Here is an 18,908-nt window from a genome sequence, read left to right on the forward strand (position 1 = left end):
CTCCTTAGTGTGGGGTTCAGGCCTTCGCGGCCTGCATCAGGTCAATCAGCTTCCGGGCTGCTGCCCCGGCAAAGGCCGGATCGTTGATCGCCTCGTCCATTTCAATCAGTTCAACTCTTGAGCGGTCCACCTGCCGGCGCAGAGTATCGAACAGCATCCGGTCCTCTTCAGGGCCGTAGAAGGGCTGACCCTCCACATCAATCGCCGAAATACCGCCAAGCGGCAGCATAAGCACCGTACTCTCCGTTGCCCTATTGAGCTTCTCGGCCAGCTTCCTGCCGAGCTGTTCATTCTCCTCCACGGTCGTCCGCATCAGCGTAACGGTCGGGTTATGATGATAGAATTTGCGATCCTTGAACTTCTCCGGTACAGTATCTGCGGGGCCGAAGTTGCACATATCCAGGGCGCCTACCGAGACGACCTGCGGAATGCGGTTGCGGCCTGCGGCCTCCAGGCGGTGCGGTCCTGCGTTCAAGACGCCGCCGATCAGCTCATCTGCCCATTCGGTGGTGGTTAAGTCCAGCACCCCTTCAATGAAGCCCGCTTCGATCAGCGCCTCCATCGATTGTCCGCCGATTCCGGTAGCATGGAATACCAGCACCTCGTAGCCGCGCTCCTCCAGGTATTTGCGCGCTTCAGTCACACACGGCGTGGTTACTCCGAACATGGTGGCTGCGACCAGCGGCTTTTTCTCCGGTTCATAGTCTGCTTCGAACAGGAGCATGCCCGCGATGGCAAACATCGCATTGCTGAAGATCCTGGTCGAGATCGAATTGAGGCCTGAGACATCCACGACAGACGGAATCATCATAATATCGCTGGTCCCGACATAAGGAGCCGTATTTCCTGATGCTACTGTCGATACCAGCACCTTCGGTACGCCAATTGGCAAGGCTCTCATCGCAGGGGCAACCAGTGAAGTTCCGCCGGTACCCCCGAAGGAGATAATGCCGTCAAATTTCCCCTCATGGTATAACCGGGGAACGAGCTGCTCTAGTCCTTTGGACAACACTTCTGTAGCTAACGCCCGGTCCTTCTTCGCGGCAAGCTCGTCCAGCTCTATCCCTGCGGCGGCTGCGACCTCCCGGTTAGACACATCGGGTTGAAAGGCTGGCTCGAATACACCGGTATGGATCATCAGGGCTCTGAGGCCCAGCTCCTCTGCAAGCTTCTTGATGTACAGGTACTCCTCACCCTTCGTATCAAACGTTCCAGCTATGGCGATCGTCTTCATTCTGTGGCCTCCTCGTATACGAATCATAGATTCATCATACCGGGCATTTTTATGGATGAAAACGCTTTTATGTCCTATGTTTTTGTGTTTAGGTTAGATTTGTACTGCTTGGGCGAGCAGCCCATGAGCTTTTTGAACATTCTGCTGAACTGGGCATAGTCGGGATAGCCGACCATTGCGGACACCTCGGATAATTGCAGGTGCGGGGCTTGGAGCAGTATGGCAGCCTTTTGCATACGGAAGCCGACCAGATAGTTCTGGAAGCTGCACCCGACTTCCTTTTTGAACAAGCTGCTCAAATAACTGCGCGATACATGCGCCACCTTGGCCAGATCCGCGAACACTACTTCCTCGCTGTAGTTCTGGGCGACATACTCTTTGACGAATTCTACGTAATCGTAATGCCGGGTGATGCCGCTGAGCATTTTGACCATGAGATCATCCTCATCCAGCTTGCCCAGGCGCTTGAAATCGCGGGTAATGGCCGTAATGGACTTCTCGGAGGGAATCCGTTCAAAGGCAGAGCCGCCAATGTAGCCCATAATCTGCGTGTTGCTGCTGTACATATACTGGACATCAACCGGAGTCTTGACCGGGCCGCCGTAGATCATCTTAATGACTTCAGGCTTAACCTCACCGCAGGCAGCGAGAATACGCAGCGCCTTCGCCTTGGCAGCTTCCAGGGAGACCACTTTTCGCGCCCCCAGCAATCCGCCCACGGTCAGGCCGAGATGCACACAGATCACATCCGCCCCCGCTTCGGCCATCTGGACGCCTTGGGCTTCGTCGAAGACGAAAGCAACCGTGAACAGCTCCTGCTGATGAGCCAGACCTATTGCCTCCACCTCCCTGTCATAGCTGATGCCGTCTTCCTCCAATGCCTCTCTGAATGCCCCGTCGATCAAGCCGACTGTCGGATAATTATTCACTCCCGCGAAGCCTCTGTTCTTGATCTCTTCTATATAAAGGGACATCTCTCTCGTTGGATCATTCGCATTCAGCCCGAACAGCACCGGAGTGTCTCTAACCAGCGGCACAATCTCCTTCGAGGCAAAATCCATTACCATCTCATTGCTGTTGCAGAAGGGCAGGAACCCCGCCAGCGAGCTTCTCCCCATCTGCCGGAACTTGCCGGAGTTCAGCATTAGAATGAAGTCAGCTCCGCTATCAGCGGCAACCTTGGCTGTAATTCCCGTGCCTGTAGAGACACCGATAATATGGTTCCCTTCGTGCAGCTCTGACTGAAGCCGCTCCAGTATGGCTGTTCTGTTCAAGCTCTATCTCCTCATCTCTCTAGCAGAATTCCCAGCAGAACATACACAAGCATAATCCCGCCTGCTGCATAATCCGTACGTGCATATTTCAGCACCCGATAGGAAGTCCGTCCCTTCCCGTTCCCGTAAGCCCTTGCCTCAATCGTCATCGCCAGCTGCTCCGCCCGCGCAAGGTTGGTGACGAGCAGCGGAATCACTAATTGGATGTACGCCTGTATCCGGTTAAGGCCTTTGGTATCCTTGATATCATACCCTCTGGCCTGTTGTGCCACAAGAATGCGGTCCAGCTCCTGGGTAATGGTGGGGATAAAACGAATAGCCAGCATGACCGTCAAGGCCAGCGCTTCTACCGGAACGCCCAGACGGGTTAACGGCTTGAAGAGCTGTTCCAGACCTTTGGCCAGATCGAGCGGTTTCGTCGTTAATGTCAGGATGAGAGCAAGCGAGACCAGGAGCAGAATCCGCCACAGTGCGAAGAGCTCGTTCCTGAGTCCTTCCTGGTTGAACAGGAGATGATAGAGCATGGGCAGCAGCAGGATGAACAGAATCGGCCGCAATGCCCGTAAGAGCATACGAAGAGGAATTCTTGAGAATAGGACCTGCCCCCCGGTGAGGACTGTCGCTGCAATATATCCAGAGGGCGCCTGGAGGTGCATACTGCCCATTGTAAAGGCAACAAGGAGGAGCAGCTTCGTTCGCGGATCAAGCCGGTGGATGACAGAGTCTGAGGGGACATACTGCCCGAGTATAATTGTATCCGTCATCGCTTCAGAGACCCTTTGCCTGCCAGATAGCACTCACCGTTCGAAAAATCTCCGCTTCCCTGCAGCTTGCAGGCTGCGGCTTCGCTCCAGAACATTCCCCGATGATTCTCAAGAGCTGAATCGGCTCCGGCACAGGCAGACCGGCTTGTTCCATATGCTCCGCATGCTTCAGGAACAGTTCATTTACCTCCCAATATCCTAACAAGCGGCCCTGTCCCATAATCATCACCTCATCCGAGTATTCGGCAACATCCTCCAGCTGATGGGACAGGAACAGCACGGTCCGCCTGTTCTCCTCCTGCCATCTTTTTAGCCTCCTGAGCAAGTCGTTCTTGTTCGCGGGATCAAGTCCTGCGGTTGGTTCATCCAGAATAAGCAGCTCCGGCCCGGCCAAGAGCACAGAAGCGATAGCCACAAGCCGCTTAAGCCCCCCGCTGAGCTGCAAGGGATGCTGCTGAAGCAGAGCTGCGGGTAAACCCATCTGCTCCATAATCTGACTTATCGCCTGCACCACGTTCGCCCGGGATTCCCCCTTCATTCTTAGCGCAAAAGCCAGCTCCTGATTCACAGTTGCCGCAAATAGCTGCTGCTCCGGATACTGAAAGACATAACCGATGTGCGGCACAGCCTTCAGTCTGCCTTGCTGATCCTTTGGCAACGGCTGCCCGCGATACGTATATTCGCCTTTGCTGACCGGCAGCAGCCCTTTTAATACCTTGGCGAGGGTGGATTTGCCGGCCCCGGACTGACCGATCACCGAAATCCACTTCCCCTCCTGAAGCGTGCAGCTTACGGCTTCAAGAATCTCCCGCCCGTTCAGCCTTACACTTACATCCTGCAATGCGTAGACCATAAGCTTCTGACCGTCTCCTTCCATTCTGCGTGCAGCTGGGCGTCCAGCCCAAGCGTCTGAAATAATCTTACGGCAAAAGGTGGCGCAAGCTGATGCTCTGTCATGCTTACACTGCTGAACAAGCTGGAGGGCGTCCCGTCAAAAGCCAGCTCTCCCTGGCTGAGCAACAGCACGCGGCCAGAAGGCAGTACCTCATCCATATGATGTGTAATGTGGATGATCGTCAGCCCTTGCCGATGAAGCGTGCGCATCACCTGGAGAAGGTCTTGCCTGGCCTGCGGATCAAGCATGGAGGTGGCTTCATCCAGGATGAGGATGGAGGGCTCCATTGCCAGAACAGCTGCCACGGCAACCCGCTGCTTCTGCCCGCCCGACAGCTGATGCGAAGCGGCGTCCATATAGTGTTCCATATGAACGGCTTGCAGTGCACGGGTTGCCCGGCTGAGCATTGCAGTTCTCGGGACACGCAGATTCTCCAGCCCGAAGACCACCTCATCCAGCACGGAAGCCGTAATGAACTGATCGTCAGGATTCTGGAAGACCAGTCCGGCCTGCTCACGGATGCTTATGAGATTCTGGCGGTTCGAGGTACTCAGCGCTCCCAGCCTCACCTCTCCGGCTCTTGGCAGCAGCAATCCGTTCATTAGCTTGGCGATGGTGGATTTACCGCTGCCATTCGCGCCGATGATGGCAACGAATTCGCCTTGGCGAATGTCAAAGCTGAGCTGACGGAGCACCGGCTGCCCTCTCCGGTAAGCGAAATCTACCTGGTCAAAAGCGAGCATGGGCGAAGCTTCTTCCTGCACGGCCTTCATCATGTCAACCCCTCTACCGCGCGGCTCTTCATGAGTTGGCGGGCGATTTTGCCGGAACCGGTGTAGCTGAATTCCTCGACGTTAATCAGCTTCTTAGGCAGCTTATAGCTGGCCAGATAGGGCCGGCAATACTTCCTGATCTCATCGAGTGTAAGCCGTTCCCGGCCCTGCCACTGTATCAGTAACGTTACCTGCTCCCCCCAGCGTTCATCCGGTATGCCGAACACCATCGCTTCCCGGATATCCGGATGGCGAAGCAGCACTGCTTCCACTTCTTCCGGGAACACCTTGAGCCCCCCGCTCTTGATCATGCTGCCCGCGCGCCCGGCCAGGCGCAGATGCATCTGCCGGTCCTGATATACGTAATCCCCTGTACGCAGCCAGCCGTCCCGGAATACCCGCGCCGTCTCCTCCGGCAGGAGATGATACCCGGAGAAGATCATATCGCTGCGGATGTATAGCTCCCCCACAGTGCCTTGAGGAACCTCGCGGAACTGTTCATCGCAGATCATTAGCTCTACACCGCTGAACGGCTGGCCCAGAGAGTCCTGCGGCTCCGCTCCGGTAAGCTCCAGATAGCTGATGTAGCTGGCTTCAGAGGAGCCGTAATACTCATAGAGCCTAACCCCATTGAACCTCTCGCGGCACTTAGGTATAGAAGACACAGGCCATTTGCCGCCGGAGCTAATCAAGGCCTGGATGGAAACCCCGGCGTTGCTTGACTCCGCATGGCGCAATAACGCCTCGGTCATAGCGGGCACAACGAACAGAATCATATCCGGTACACGGGAGCACAGAGTGAGTACGCGCTCTGCATCGAATTCCGGAAGGAGATGGAACGTGGCTCTGCTGTACAGGGATTGCAGCAGGGCGAACAGCGACAGCGAATGCACGAACGGCCCGGGCGCAAGCACATGCTGCATCCGGTTCAGGCTGAACGCCTTCTCTGTAGCCTCCAAGCTGCTGAACCACGACTGATGGGTCCGCATATACCCCTTCGGGATACCTGTAGTGCCGGAGGTATACCCGATGAACAGCAGCTCCGGGCTATCTGCGGCTTCAGCCTCCGGCCCGAAGCCTGCCACCCAAGCCTCATAGCTGCCGGAGGTCTGTTTCCTGCCGAAATATAGCTGGGGAATTTCACTGTAATCATGGCTCAGATCAGCCGCGAAGCCTGCTTCACTGACAATCAGCGCGGGAGCGCATTGCCGGATGACCTGCTCCAGCTCTGCTGGAGACCATTTCGGGTCCAGCAGCACGGGAGTGCAGCCTGCATAGATGGCACCCAGGACAAATTCGGCGAATTCCATCCGGTTACCGGACAGAACCGCAACGGTCTGATTCGTGTATCCGTCATACCGCAGACTGCTGGCAACCTGCTGAACCCGCTTCGTGAGCTGCTTATAGGTACGTTCTTCGTGTCCATCTGAAATTGCGATGCGGTGAGGGACGAGTGCGGCACGTTCCAGAATGTATTCTGCCAGATTCACCGGAATCTCACGCCCCCCTCTTCTCCTCAACCGGACTGAACGCCCGGAGCTGCATGGTGATGACGGCGGCCAGCAGAGCCTTGATCAGATCTCCGGGCAGAAAAGCCGCAGATCCGGCAAGTCCGGTCCAGAGCGGAGTGTTCGTGATCCAGGCCATGGCAAAAGCACCGATCAGATTCACCAGCAGAACGCCAAAGATCAGATTAACGGCGAACAGCTTCCAGGCCCGGAGCTTCGGCCAGACCGCTTCAGCGAACCAGCCGATCAGCCCGGCGGCCAGCGGCCAGCTGAACAGATAGCCTGCTGTCGGTCCGACGAGTATGGCCAGCCCGCCGCGTCCGCCTGGTAATACCGGCAAGCCTAACGCGATAAGGATAAGGAAAATAATCAGGCTGAGTGCGCCTGTCCGCCAGCCCAGAAAACAGCCGGCCAGCATGACGCCAAGCGTCTGGGCAGTGACAGGTACAGGAATAATGCCTAGCGATACGGGCGGAATCAAGCCCAGCACCGCGATAAGCGCGGCGAATAAGGCCGCATAGACCAACTCTTTGATTCTCAATTCAATAACCTCCACAAGATAAGATACAGGAATTGGGCGGCCTTCCGGTCAGGGAGTCCGGCCAACAAGCTGAATTATAGTGGAGGATGACTCTATTGTAAACCACTAATTATTTTCTGGTTCACAATTGAGATGTGAGTATGCCTGATTTTTCTAATGATCCTAAGCATGTTAATATACTTATAGAGATGAGATCGGAACGTTATACTTGTGGAGGGTTATAGGCATGACAGTCAAAGAACATATCCTGGCCTTACTGGATAGCAATAAGGGTGAATACTTCTCCGGCGAGGACATCGCCGGGCGGTTATCCGTGACGCGCAGCGCAGTGTGGAAGGCCATCAAAGCGCTGCAGAGTGACGGCTATTCCATTCAGGCCGTCACCAATAAGGGATATTCCCTCTCCCCCCAGACGGACATTCTGTCCGCCGCCGCAGTCGCCAAATACCTGAATGCCAGGGGGCAAACGCTGCGGCTTGAAGTTTTCAAGAGCGTGGCTTCCACGAACGAGCTGGTGAAGGTGCTGGCTTCCGGCGGAGAAGCGGAGGGCAAAGTCATCCTCTCGGAAGAGCAGACCGCCGGGCGGGGCCGGAAAGGCCGGCCTTTCTTTTCCCCTGCGGGGACGGGCATCTATATGAGCATTCTGCTGCGTCCCCGGCTGTCGGCGGCGGATGCTACGCTTCTGACTACCTCTGCTGCCGTTGCGGTCGCTCTGGCTATCGAGAGTGTGTCCGGCCTCAGCACGCAGATCAAATGGGTGAATGATGTCTTCATGAACGGTAAAAAGGTGTGCGGAATCCTCACCGAGGCTTCCCTGTCCCTGGAGAATGAGTGGCTGGATTATGCCGTACTCGGGATTGGGATCAATGTGGCACTGCCCGCAGCGGGCTTCCCCGCCGGACTGTCTGAGATTGCAACCTCTGTATACAAGGAGGACAAGCCTCCAGGCGATCTGCGCAACCGGCTTGCCGCTGAAGTGCTGAACCGTTTCTTAGGCTTTTATGATCAGCTCAAGGACCGGCTGTTCCTGCCGGACTACCGGCAGCGCATGATGTCTCTGGGCAAGACGGTCATGGTCATTAAGGAGAATCAGCAGCAGGAGGCCACCGCTGTCGGTATCGACAATGACTGCCGCTTGAAGGTCCGGTATCCGAATGGTGATGAGGAATATCTGTCCAGCGGCGAAGTTCGTATTCTGCTCTAACGCTTAGAAGCCACAATTCGCAAGAGTTACATGCGGGTTGTGGTTTTTTAATATGCCGTTGTTCCAGCCCTGATATTTGACATGTGAATCAATTATCGATATAGTGTGAATGAGTTCACACCCCGTATTAAAGGAGGAAGCGATGCCGAAAAATACGTTCTTTCGATTGGATGAAGCAAGGCGCGAGGAAATATCGGACAGGGCTATGCAGCTTTTTGTGGATCATCTTTATGAGGATATATCGATGAAGATGGTTCTGGATAGCTTGTCCATGCACCCCGGAACCTTCTACCGTTATTTTGAAGACAAAGATGACCTGTATTGTCACTTAATCCGTAATGTGACCCGGAAAAGAGCTGCGTATTTTAGTAACAGTACTGAGGATTCCCTTTTCCGCTCTTTCCTTACCGGCTTATTTGGTAACGTGAATGGCACTGCGGCCGAGCCGCTGAATGAGCTGGAGATCAAGCTTACTGAAACTTTTTTACACATTCCCGAGGACATACTGCTGAAAGTATATCTGAACGTGCTAAAGGGCGAGTCCTTCCCCTTGATCAAGGACATTATACGGCGGCTGAGGGTTGACGGATATCTCCGGCCTGATATTGACGACGACCTGATTTCATTTATGTTCGAATCTATGCAGTTTAATTTAGTCATGTTTTACAGGGAATTCGGTATTAAGGATTCTCAGATGCAGCATAAACTTAGCAAATACTTTGCTGACTTTATGGGTCATGGTCTGCTTGAAGATCATAAATATTCCGAGCTGGTTAGCGATATTAAAAAAGCAAAGGAGTAGAAGTGTATGAACAAGCATATGAAGACTTATGAGGTTTTTCCTGCACCTGTTGGCAGCTATACCGTTGGTCGTACCCAGATGGATTTGGAGTACACAGCATCGGATCATTCCATAAGAGAACTGACGGTGTTCGTGTACTATCCGTCCGACAGCAGCGAAGATAAAGCTACATCAGCATACATGTTTCCTGAAGTCTACGAGATGTTAAAGGATCAGCCACTGGTTACCGGGTATCTTACAGGGGGTTATTTCTCTATAGAGTTCAAGACCCGGTGTTACGACGATCTTGCTCTCTCCGCAAAGGACAAGCGCTATCCGGTGTTATTCTATGTTTGCGGCGGGGGCGGTTCACCGGAATGGGGCACAGTGCTCTGTACAGACTTGGCCAGCCTGGGATATGTTGTGGTAAGCATCGGCCATCCAAATAGTACAATGTATAAGCGTAAAGACGGACGTCTGTATAATGTATCCATGGGTTTTTCGGATGCTATCATAGCGTTGTCTGAAGATCCGGAGATGCAGGCGCTGGCTGGTAAAATGGAAATGCGGCCTGACGATGATACAGCCGTTCAGATGTGCCGTAACGTGCTTGCACTCCCGGTAATTGCCAAGGTAACAGAGTATAGTGAAGTACAGGCGGAAGATATACGGTTTGTAGCCGATCATCTGTATAAACTGGACGCTGGAGAGCTGGATTCTATCTTTAATGGCAGACTGCTCTTTGACACCGGCATGGGTATCGTCGGGCATTCTTATGGAGGGCTTACGACGGCGATGGTCTGCCGGGATGACGACCGGTTCACCTGCGGAATTGGCTTGGATAGCGGTGCGTTCGGTCTTCTGGACAGCGACCTTAAGAAGCCCTTCCTCCTGCTGTATCGTGAACCCAACTACAACATGAATGCGGTCATTGGTGCTAACAATAGCAGGGAAACCTATTATTTCTCTGTTGACCGGGTTGCGCATTTAGATTACTGCGACATTGTTTTCACCAGTGCTAATGAAGTACTCAGAGGCGAACGGGATGCGATGGAGATGCGAAATGTGGTTACAGATTATACGAGAACTTTCTTTGATCATTATATACGGCAGAAGTCGGCAAGTGTGGACAGTCTGGCATATGATGGCGTGGACTTGGTCAAGAAGACCAGGAACAAATGAGCCCTGCAAATACGCGCCAATAGACCGCACCCCGCAAGCAACGCCTGTGGGGTGCGGTTTTTCAATTGCGGCTTAATGCTCCAGTGCTGAAATCACTTACTCCCCTGTGCTTGCTGGGTAGGCCCGTAATTCGCCGCTCCGGTGAAATGAACATCTTCCGGCGTGGGATACACTTTCGGAATGCACAAATCCCGCTGATACAGCCGCAAGTGCTCTCCTCTGGGAGAGATATCCACGACATCACAGCCTCTCCAGTATACCTTGTATTCCTCACCGCGCACTGTCTCCTTCACAGTCAGCGTTTCCAGCTGATGCTCCAGCTCTACAGTGTCCCCTGCTCCTATACTACGGATAACAAGCAGATTTCCTTCCCTCTCGGGTGTGCACAAGGCTCCGTTAATCTTCATGCTGAGGTTCTGTCCCATCCAGTCATAGACCCGTACTGCAACATCGCACGGCTGCTTGGCTGTAATGGACATATAGCCCCGGTCGGGATAGCTCATGGTGACGGCAGCCTCCTCCGTTTCCTTATCCACCGGCATATTGACGATTACCGTTCCGTCATGGAATTCCACCGCCCGGTTCCATACGATCTCCAGGGCCACCGGAGCCATGCCGACGCAGCAGCCCGCAATGGAACGGAATTTGGATAACGACATGGAATTCACGAGCGAGCCTCCGGTGAAGCCTCCGATCATTCTTGTATCAATCTCCCTGTAGGTTATGCCTGCTTCGTCAGGCCGGGTGTTGTCTGTGACTACGTAGGAAGATACCTTAAGCTGATTCTCCACCAGCTGGTTCCGCGCAAACAGGGTCATATCCTCCCAATATTCCTCATACCCGGCCAGAATCAGCTCATTCGCGCATTCAATCATATCCTTAATGCAGCAGGTCTCACAATGCTCCTCATGCGGCGGATGCCACTGGGCATACTCAGGCACCCAGCCGAAGGAGGAGGACAGGCTGCGGATATAGTCATAGATTCCTTTGCCTGCGCTAATATACCGCTCCTTGCCTGTAACCCGGCCCAACCGCACCAGACCGGAAGCTACCCAGCCTGCGGAATGGACATGGCCGAAGAATTCCATCCTGTAATTGAAATAGCGCGAAGGTCCGAGCAGGTGATTGGCGATGCCTGTAGCGAGATCCAGCGCCGCCTCATCTCCGGTGATTTCATATCTGCGCACCAGAGAATGCAGGATAATGGCATTGCGGATCGCCTGCTCCCCCCGCCCGGTATGTCTGGACAGATCGAAGCCGCCGTCCTTCAGGTACACATCATTGGGGAATTCGTACAGGGGCTCCTGCTCCTCATAATCCCCCGACCAGAAGGTCCGGACCTTCCGCTCAATTACCAGGGAGCGCATTCCCCTCACCAGCCCGGCCGCCCTCTTCTCCGCCTCTTCATCCCCGGGATTGTTCTCCAGCATCCGGTTCAGCGCAGGAAGAATATAGCCCATTTCGTGAAAAGAACTATGGTTCGTATGCGTCCACGGATAAGGCTCATGAAAGCGCAGGCCGTGCTCCCCCCAGGACTTCATGAGATGACGGTAAAAGGATTGCTGCACCTGAGCACCTTCCTCCGTCTTCAGCATTTTGCGCACTGCGTCTATCGCCTCATACCAGGAGCCGACCAGCTCCGCATCATCCACCCGGCAATGGGCAGCTTCGGCTGGCTTCTTATGCGGCAATACAAGCCAATATGGAAGATTGTCTTCCTGCTCATCCACCATAGAGGTCAGATAACCAAGAACGAGCTTGGCATTGTGTAACGGCGTGAACTTTTCGTAAGCTTGACTTGACATGTTGTCTTTCCCTCCGCTGCTTATTCTCCGGTAACACTGACCTTGAAATCATCAAAGTCGATAGACGCGTTCGCATAGCCGTCAACGCCGAACAGCTGTCCGGTCAGTGTGCTGCCGCCGGTATGGCGGAAGGCGAAATCTGTAGCGGCCGGAACAGATTCATTGTTGATATAGACACTGTACGTCTTGGCATCCCAGTTCGCGACCATTTTAATGGTATACCATGTGCCCAGCGTGAAGTCTCTCACTTTGACCTTGTTGGAGCCGCCGTTTTGCACCAGGATTTTACCCGAATCAAACGCCGTCACCATAGAGTAGTTGCCGGTACCGCTGTCATTTCTCACCATGGCGCCGTTGGCATACTGGAAGTTGCTGTTTAACCGGACACGATACTCGATGACAATGCGCTGATTCCCCTCAGCATTAACCTCTCCCGCATAAGGCAGGAACAGGTTGGCTTTGCCCGCTACCGCGGTTGTGGTCAGCCGCAGGAATTTGTTGCCGGCTTCCTCCCGGACCGCAGCGGCAGCACCATTCGTCAGATCCTGTGCTGTAATGCCATAGGGATATTTGCCGGTCGTATCGCCGGAGAAATCCCGGTATGCCTTATAGGTTATACCGTTCTGTGTCGTATTCAGCGAATTCAGCAGGGCGGCTTCCGCTTCAGCCAGCGCATTCAGTTCTGCATTGAACTGCGCCTGCGTCAGCTCTGCATTACCGGCCAGCCCCTCCGCATGATCCACGGCAGCAACGAAGTCAGCATACTTGGCTGCGCTATAATTGCCTGCCCCGCTTCCAAGCGGATAGGAGAAATTATCCAGCTTGCTGCGAAGCTGATTCACGAGCTCATCCAGGCCATAACCCGGCACAACCTCTACAGAAATCGTGGAAGAGAACTCCTGGCCGCCCATCTTGAGGGTCACCGGTACCTGAACCGTGCAAATGGTACTGAAGTCCAGCCCTGCGAGCTCACCGCCGACAACCTCGGCCTGCACCGGCTGGTTATGGTAGACAGCATTCACCACGCCCGGAAGCGCGGGAACCACTCCTGAAGGCGTCTTCAGTGTTGTAGTGACTTGAACGGCATCTGAAGCGGCAATAACCGTTACGCGGTAGGTGGCTTGCTTGCCCCCGTATGACGCAGTAATTAGCGCCGTGCCCGGTTGAACAGCACTTACTGTATGGGTGGCCGGGTCGATGGCCGCCACTCCTGGATTGCTGCTGGTGTACTGCGCACTCCCGGTTACATCCTGAACCTCATAATTGTTGTAATGGGCTGTTGCCCGCAGCGGGGAGCTGGTCTGTCCACTGTTCAGCACAGCCTCTGGTCCGGTGAGTGCCAAGGACTGTACCGTTCTGGGATCTGCCTTGACGTTAACTGCCACGGTAGCAGTCCGGCCGTTGTAGGCGGCAGTAATTGTTGCACTTCCTGCCCCGGCGGCCTTCACCTGATTCCCTGCTTGAATCATGGCTACGTTCGTATCGGACGAGCTCAGGACCACGCCTGCCGCGACAGCAGAATAAGTAGTGCCTGTTACTGTATAGAGGGGCAGGCTGCGGATCTCGTTAAGACCCAGCGTATATCCGGGAGTCCCGAACAGCAGCTCCGAGCTATTCAGCCGGGATAGATCAAGGCTGTCGATGTCGGCCAGATTGTTCCCCTTGGTGAAGCGGAGAACATTGTCTCCCTGCTGAAGATAGATCTTCGCCGTGGAGGCTCCCCAGCGGTTCGCGCCGGAATAGACAATGTTCATCGACGCTCCCGGCTCGCCGTTGACCGACAGGATATGGGAGGCTTCCCCCGCATTCGCTGAGCCGTTGCTGTTACGCACGGACAGAACATAGAAGCCCGCCTGCGGCACATCGACACTGAACTGGGCATAGTCGTTGGCGTTCGCGAGGTTGGTAATCTTCATCCCGCCGGAGGCGGAGCTTTCGCGCCGGACCGCCGGGGACGAAGTGCCCGCCGGATCTTTTACAAGCAGAGCTTCTTCGGCTTCATAACGAATTCGGGCCGGCTCGCCTGATGGGATTGCTATCGGATTGTTCGGATTAACGGGCTCTCCCAGGTTCGGCGTGTTGTCTGTGTTCCAGGAGAACTTCTGCGCGCGTACATTGCGGGTCCAGCCTGAGCCCGGCCAGCGGGCGGAATGGTAGATGATCCAGTCCTCGGTCCCGTCCGGTGAAGTCACGATACTGTGATGGCCCGGGCCATAGACACCGTTCGCGCTGGAGAAGAGCGGCTGATCACGCTTGGTCCAGGAAGCGGGATTCATCAGATCGGCGCTGGTGCTGGCGGTGATCAAGCCGAGACTATAGCTGTCTGTCCAGCTTCCGTTGGCGGAGTAGACCAGATTGATCTTGTTCCCCTTGATCGTAATCTGCGGGCCTTCATTAATCCGGCCGGGGGAGGTCTCCCAGTCATACTCCGGTGTAGACAGGAGCACGCGCTGCGAGCTGATCGTCCATGGATTGCTCATTCTGGCGATGTACAGATTCTGAAAGCTGCCATCAGTGTCCTCCCAGCCGGACCAGATGAAGTAGTGCTGGTTACCGATCGTCAGCACAGTGCCGTCAATGGCCCAGCGGTCCGTGGCATCGGTAATTTTGCCCTTGAAGGTCCAGCTTCCGGTCATCGGATCGGCACTGGTATTCTCCATCACATACATACGGTGGTTAGCATTGGTTCCGTTATCGGCTGCAACGTAGATATACCATTTGTACTGGCCGTCCGTATCTTTGAGGTAATGCATCTCCGGCGCCCACACATTGGAGCTGTACATGGTTCCCTTAACCGGCGACCAAGCCAGACTCCGTTCGCCTGCTTCAATGCCGGTGATGGTCTTCGACCTGCGGATCATCACTCCGCTGGCATTAACAAAGGTGTTGTAATAATAGCCGTCCGTGTGCTTGTATACCCAGGGATCGGCCCCTGTCTGCATAATGACATTGTAGAAGTCATTCACGTTCTTCCCTCCTTGTACAGCCACTACCGGTTCCGGCTGGACCGGCCCCGGTTCTTCCGCAGCAGCGCTCCCTCCCCACTGCGGCAGCATGAGCAGTACTACGAGACTTAGCAGCAGAGCTTTGAAGCCTTTCTTGGACAATTGCACTTCTTCCCCGGCGAATTTAACCGCTTTCATTTTTTCTCATCTCCTTTTCGCTTGAATGGTGACTCCGGCTAGCGTACTCATAATACCTTCCGGGAAGCATTAAAAAAATGTACTATCTTAAAATGTTTTTGTAACCGTTTTAGTTGTAAATACTTACAGCTTGACGACAAGCCCAGGCCCGGTAAACAAACAATTGGATAAACGTAGCTTAATTTCCCGACTATTGAAGATAACCGGGGAACAAGTGGAAAAAGGGCAACTGCTGCTCACGGATTCAGGCACTTTAAGTAAATAGCGCTTGATTAAGTGTTGTTTATCCAACTACTGCGCCCAAGCGGGCCATATCTCCATCAGCAGGTGGACTAAATCCAACTGTTTCCCCTTCCGCCTGCCCCCAGGGAGAGCGTACGCCAAAGAGGGGCACTAATGCCCCTCATTACTCACACTCACTTGCTATTTCAGCCCCCTGGCAGCTTCGGAATCTTCACGTTCACGGTTGTCCCATAGCCCAGCCGGCTGTCAACGGTAAGTCCGTAGCCTTCTCCGAACAGATGGCGGAGCCGGTTATGAATATTCAGCAGCCCGATGCCCTGCGCCGACTGCCCGGTCAGGGCAAGCTCCTTATGCTCCAGTCCAAGCTTGGCCTGAAGGGCGGCCAGCTCCTCCGGCTCCATTCCCCTGCCGGTATCCGTAATACAGAAGCATACATCCCCGCGCTCATCCAAGCTCCCTGTAATCTGAAGCTGTCCGCCCTGATCCATCCGCTCCAGCCCGTGATAGACCGAATTCTCCACGATGGGCTGGAGGATCATCTTGGGCGTCTGCAGCTCCAGCAAGCCCTCCTCCACATCAAGCGCCAGAGAGAATTTATTCTCGTAGCGGATCAGGATGATCTTCATATAGGCCTGAATGCAGTCCACCTCTTCCCGGATCTGCACAAGATCATCCTTCTTGATGCTGTAGCGGAAGATCTTGGACATGCAGTACGTAATCTGCGCAATCTCCCGGCTTCCGTACTCCAGTCCGATGCTGCTGATACAATTCAGCGTATTATACAGGAAGTGTGGATTAATCTGGCTCTGCAGGGCAGAGAACTCCGCCTGCTTCTGGCTCAGCTCGGATTCGTATAGTCTGGCCTGGGTATTGAACATCTCGCGGGTCATTTCGTCCATCTCGTCCATCATCCGGTTAATATCCTGGGCCAGCAGGCCTACCTCGTTCGTGAACCGGACTTTAATCCGGAAGCCCCTATCCCGCCCTGCCACCTTCTTCATGTCCATGACCAGTCCCATCAGGGGACGCATCAGATTACTCATGAAAAAACTGCCGGTTAGTATCATGCTGACAATAATGCCAATCCCCACGATAATGCTAACCTTCCGCATGGGGATCATGTCGGCAGTCAGCTCCTGCACCGGGATCATACTGACCACACGCCATCCGTCAGCCTGCTCCAGCCCCTTCACCTGGACGAGAACCTCCTGGCCGCCGATCGTTGCTTTTACCCCGTTCAGCAATTGGTTCTTATCCATGGACAGCACATCTTTGATCACATTGCCCCGCGCATAGGAATTGGTGGATGCCACCACCTCGTCCCGGTTATTCAGAATATACAAGGTGGAGTTCTGCGTTAATTCCGTATTCGCCACCAGCCCCTGCATTTTGTCCATATTGACCATCACCATGCAGTAACCCGTAATCTGTGAGAAGTGGACGCCTCCGATGGACTCCACAATGGGTGCGATATAGAAGAACTGTTCTGTCCCTGTCCGGTCATCTCTCAGAATGGCAGTGAACTTCCCCTTTTGCCGGAGCGCAGGATCGTTCTTGTACGGGCGGATAAAGGTCTCATACGGATTAATATAAAAAATATCGCCGCTTGCAGAATCCTCGCTGGAGAGCCGTCTACCCTGGAGGTCATTGACCATGATTCCGTTCACATACGAATTGAAGGACCGCATATATTCCATCAGATCCAGTGCATAGGGTGCGCTGTCGAACGCTCTTTTGTAATCATCATCCGCTAGAGTGAATTCCTGAATCAGCTTGTTGTTGACCGCAAAGCCGGTGCTGACCCGGATATCATTGAACACCGAATCAATTTTGCGGCGGGTCTGCTCTATCATCTGGTTGCTGTAAGTAACAGCTCTCTTTTGCGTAAGATTAGAGAAACTATAGAAAAAGTAAAATTCCATAATCGTGAATATAACAATAGAGCAACAGAAGAATAGCCATAGCTGATGCTTCAATTTCACCTTGCGGGTCTTCATGGCCTGCTGCTCCGTTCGGCTTCCCTTTTTCTGAATTTGGCGGGCGTCATCCCGCAGTGCTTCTTGAACACCTTATTGAAATAATAGTAATCTACATACCCGGACTGGATGGCAATGTTCTCAATGGACAGATCTGTCTGCTTCAAAAGCCCGCGGGCTTTCCTGATCCTCAGCTCAGCCACGTATTCAGAGAAGGTTTTGCCCAGATTCTTCTTGAACAGTTGACAGCAATACACCTGATTGATGAAAAATTGGACCGACAGCTCCTTCAGATACAGCTTCTGCTCATAATTACGGTCAATATAGGCGACCATCCGGTTGAAGCAGGATAGAATATCCCCTTCCTGCAAAGCACGGCTATTCCCTTGCCGGAGCACGGTAAGAACGTCATGCAGGAAGCTGCACAGCGACTCCAGGTCCTCGAACCGCTCCTTCAGCTCGGCATAATTCAGGAATTCCAGCTCCATGTCCCTGAGTTCCTCCGGATAGGCGCTGATCAGAAGTCCGACAGCCTGATTCCATAAGTAGACAACCTCGCTCATTCCCAGCTCATGAAGCCTGAAGTATTCCTGCAAACCAAGAGTGTATGTCTCGATGCTGTCATATTGATTCCCATGAACTATAGTCTGCAGCTCATCTATACAGGGCTTCACCAGATGAAGCTTCGGACTATAGTGAACGGCGCCGGAAACCTCATCCACAAATACTCTGGAGGCCGCGAGATCCGCTTCCTTGATCAGCTTGCTGATCTGCTTAAGCCCGCTGCCGATGCTGCTGATCCCCACAACAGGAAGCGCCGGACTGCTGGCGCCAGCTGGCCATTCCTCCGTGATTCCTTCCAGCTCACTCTTTTGTTCTGTCATCAGAACAGCCAGCAGGGTGCTCGTTCCGGTCTCCACTTCCAGCAGCCGAACCGGCAGCCCGTCCAGCTTCAGCAGTCCGGCGGGCTTCGGCCTGTCTTCCTCATAGTGAAAGGCAAGCACCCGGCAGCACCCGGCATTCGAGCCGGCAGGAAGGTAGCGCCTGATCTCTTCTTCATCTGCCGAGGTAAGCGCATCCAGCAAGAGGTGGTTGCGCGCAGCACTTCGCCGGGAGAAGTGCAAGGCGAGCTTCTCCAGGAACGTATCGGCCATATCCACATCAAGCGGCTTCAGGAAATAATCGAGTGCCCCGAAGCGCAGCGCTTCCTGGGCGTATTCAAATTCCGCATACCCGCTGATAATGACGAATTCAGTATCTATTCCATGTGCTTTGGCCCGCTTCATCAGATCGAGTCCGGAAATCTCCGGCATCCGGATATCCGTAACTACCAAATCCGGCTCCTGCGAGGCGATGGCCTCCCACGCCTTGTACGCACTTGTGAACTGTCCCGAGATTTCAAAGCCATACTGCTCCCAGTCAAAGGCATTGCTGATCCCTCTAATCGCCCACGACTCATCATCTACAATAATGACCTTGTACATGGATATCCTCCTGAACCTGTGAATTCATCTGGGCTTACCCCGTAAACGAAATGCGGATAAACCACTTATAATCATCCTCGTGGTTTATCCGTATTTCAAGA

The 18,908-nt window shown here is 54.0% G+C and carries 14 protein-coding genes; 3 read left to right on the forward strand and 11 right to left on the reverse strand.

Annotated elements, in window-relative coordinates; all coding sequences use genetic code 11:
- Nucleotides 1-16 precede the first annotated feature (16 nt).
- The 7 genes from MKY96_RS12385 to MKY96_RS12415 all read right to left on the reverse strand — a co-directional run bounded on the left by MKY96_RS12385 (nucleotide 17) and on the right by MKY96_RS12415 (nucleotide 6,989).
- Nucleotides 17-1,234: a Tm-1-like ATP-binding domain-containing protein gene (locus MKY96_RS12385; protein WP_340940732.1), complete on the reverse strand. Its 1,218-nt coding sequence runs from the start codon at nucleotides 1,232-1,234 to the stop codon at nucleotides 17-19.
- 74 nt (nucleotides 1,235-1,308) lie between these two features.
- Nucleotides 1,309-2,508 (reverse strand): phosphoenolpyruvate hydrolase family protein, encoded by a 1,200-nt coding sequence (locus tag MKY96_RS12390; RefSeq protein ID WP_340940733.1) that lies wholly within the window; start codon nucleotides 2,506-2,508, stop codon nucleotides 1,309-1,311.
- 11 nt (nucleotides 2,509-2,519) lie between these two features.
- Nucleotides 2,520-3,272: an energy-coupling factor transporter transmembrane component T family protein gene (locus MKY96_RS12395; RefSeq protein WP_340940734.1), complete on the reverse strand. Its 753-nt coding sequence runs from the start codon at nucleotides 3,270-3,272 to the stop codon at nucleotides 2,520-2,522.
- Between the two features lie 4 nt (nucleotides 3,273-3,276).
- The gene (locus tag MKY96_RS12400) at nucleotides 3,277-4,149 is read right to left on the reverse strand and encodes an ATP-binding cassette domain-containing protein (RefSeq protein ID WP_340940735.1); all 873 of its coding nucleotides are present in this window, start codon (nucleotides 4,147-4,149) and stop codon (nucleotides 3,277-3,279) included.
- Nucleotides 4,101-4,943, reverse strand: coding sequence for an ATP-binding cassette domain-containing protein (locus tag MKY96_RS12405; RefSeq protein ID WP_340940736.1), 843 nt, complete (start codon nucleotides 4,941-4,943; stop codon nucleotides 4,101-4,103). Before MKY96_RS12405 ends, MKY96_RS12400 begins: the two co-directional genes overlap by 49 nt.
- The gene (locus MKY96_RS12410) at nucleotides 4,940-6,430 is read right to left on the reverse strand and encodes a class I adenylate-forming enzyme family protein (protein WP_340940737.1); all 1,491 of its coding nucleotides are present in this window, start codon (nucleotides 6,428-6,430) and stop codon (nucleotides 4,940-4,942) included. The genes MKY96_RS12405 and MKY96_RS12410 overlap by 4 nt, the downstream gene beginning before the upstream one ends.
- Before the next feature lie 7 nt (nucleotides 6,431-6,437).
- Nucleotides 6,438-6,989, reverse strand: a complete 552-nt coding sequence (locus MKY96_RS12415; protein WP_340940739.1) for a biotin transporter BioY — start codon at nucleotides 6,987-6,989, stop codon at nucleotides 6,438-6,440.
- A 226-nt stretch (nucleotides 6,990-7,215) separates the two neighbouring features.
- Here MKY96_RS12415 and MKY96_RS12420 point away from each other — a divergent pair, with 226 nt between their 5' ends.
- The 3 genes from MKY96_RS12420 (at nucleotide 7,216) to MKY96_RS12430 (ending at nucleotide 10,156) form a co-directional block, all read left to right on the forward strand.
- The gene (locus tag MKY96_RS12420) at nucleotides 7,216-8,193 is read left to right on the forward strand and encodes a biotin--[acetyl-CoA-carboxylase] ligase (RefSeq protein ID WP_340940740.1); all 978 of its coding nucleotides are present in this window, start codon (nucleotides 7,216-7,218) and stop codon (nucleotides 8,191-8,193) included.
- Nucleotides 8,194-8,335: 142 nt separating this feature from the next.
- Nucleotides 8,336-8,995 (forward strand): TetR/AcrR family transcriptional regulator, encoded by a 660-nt coding sequence (locus tag MKY96_RS12425; protein WP_340940741.1) that lies wholly within the window; start codon nucleotides 8,336-8,338, stop codon nucleotides 8,993-8,995.
- Nucleotides 8,996-9,013: 18 nt separating this feature from the next.
- Nucleotides 9,014-10,156 (forward strand): alpha/beta hydrolase, encoded by a 1,143-nt coding sequence (locus tag MKY96_RS12430; RefSeq protein ID WP_340944544.1) that lies wholly within the window; start codon nucleotides 9,014-9,016, stop codon nucleotides 10,154-10,156.
- Between the two features lie 92 nt (nucleotides 10,157-10,248).
- Here the strand turns inward: MKY96_RS12430 and MKY96_RS12435 are convergent, their stop codons facing one another.
- From MKY96_RS12435 to MKY96_RS12450, 4 genes are all read right to left on the reverse strand, one after another.
- Nucleotides 10,249-11,961, reverse strand: coding sequence for a hypothetical protein (locus MKY96_RS12435; RefSeq protein ID WP_340940743.1), 1,713 nt, complete (start codon nucleotides 11,959-11,961; stop codon nucleotides 10,249-10,251).
- A gap of 20 nt (nucleotides 11,962-11,981) precedes the next feature.
- Nucleotides 11,982-15,104, reverse strand: a complete 3,123-nt coding sequence (locus MKY96_RS12440; RefSeq protein WP_340940745.1) for a family 43 glycosylhydrolase — start codon at nucleotides 15,102-15,104, stop codon at nucleotides 11,982-11,984.
- Between the two features lie 428 nt (nucleotides 15,105-15,532).
- Nucleotides 15,533-17,200, reverse strand: coding sequence for a sensor histidine kinase (locus tag MKY96_RS12445; protein WP_340940746.1), 1,668 nt, complete (start codon nucleotides 17,198-17,200; stop codon nucleotides 15,533-15,535).
- Between the two features lie 140 nt (nucleotides 17,201-17,340).
- Nucleotides 17,341-18,807 (reverse strand): response regulator transcription factor, encoded by a 1,467-nt coding sequence (locus tag MKY96_RS12450; RefSeq protein WP_340940747.1) that lies wholly within the window; start codon nucleotides 18,805-18,807, stop codon nucleotides 17,341-17,343.
- Nucleotides 18,808-18,908 lie beyond the last annotated feature (101 nt).

The sequence above is a fragment of the Paenibacillus sp. FSL R7-0302 genome (assembly GCF_038006885.1).
Lineage (GTDB): Bacteria > Bacillota > Bacilli > Paenibacillales > Paenibacillaceae > Paenibacillus_AQ.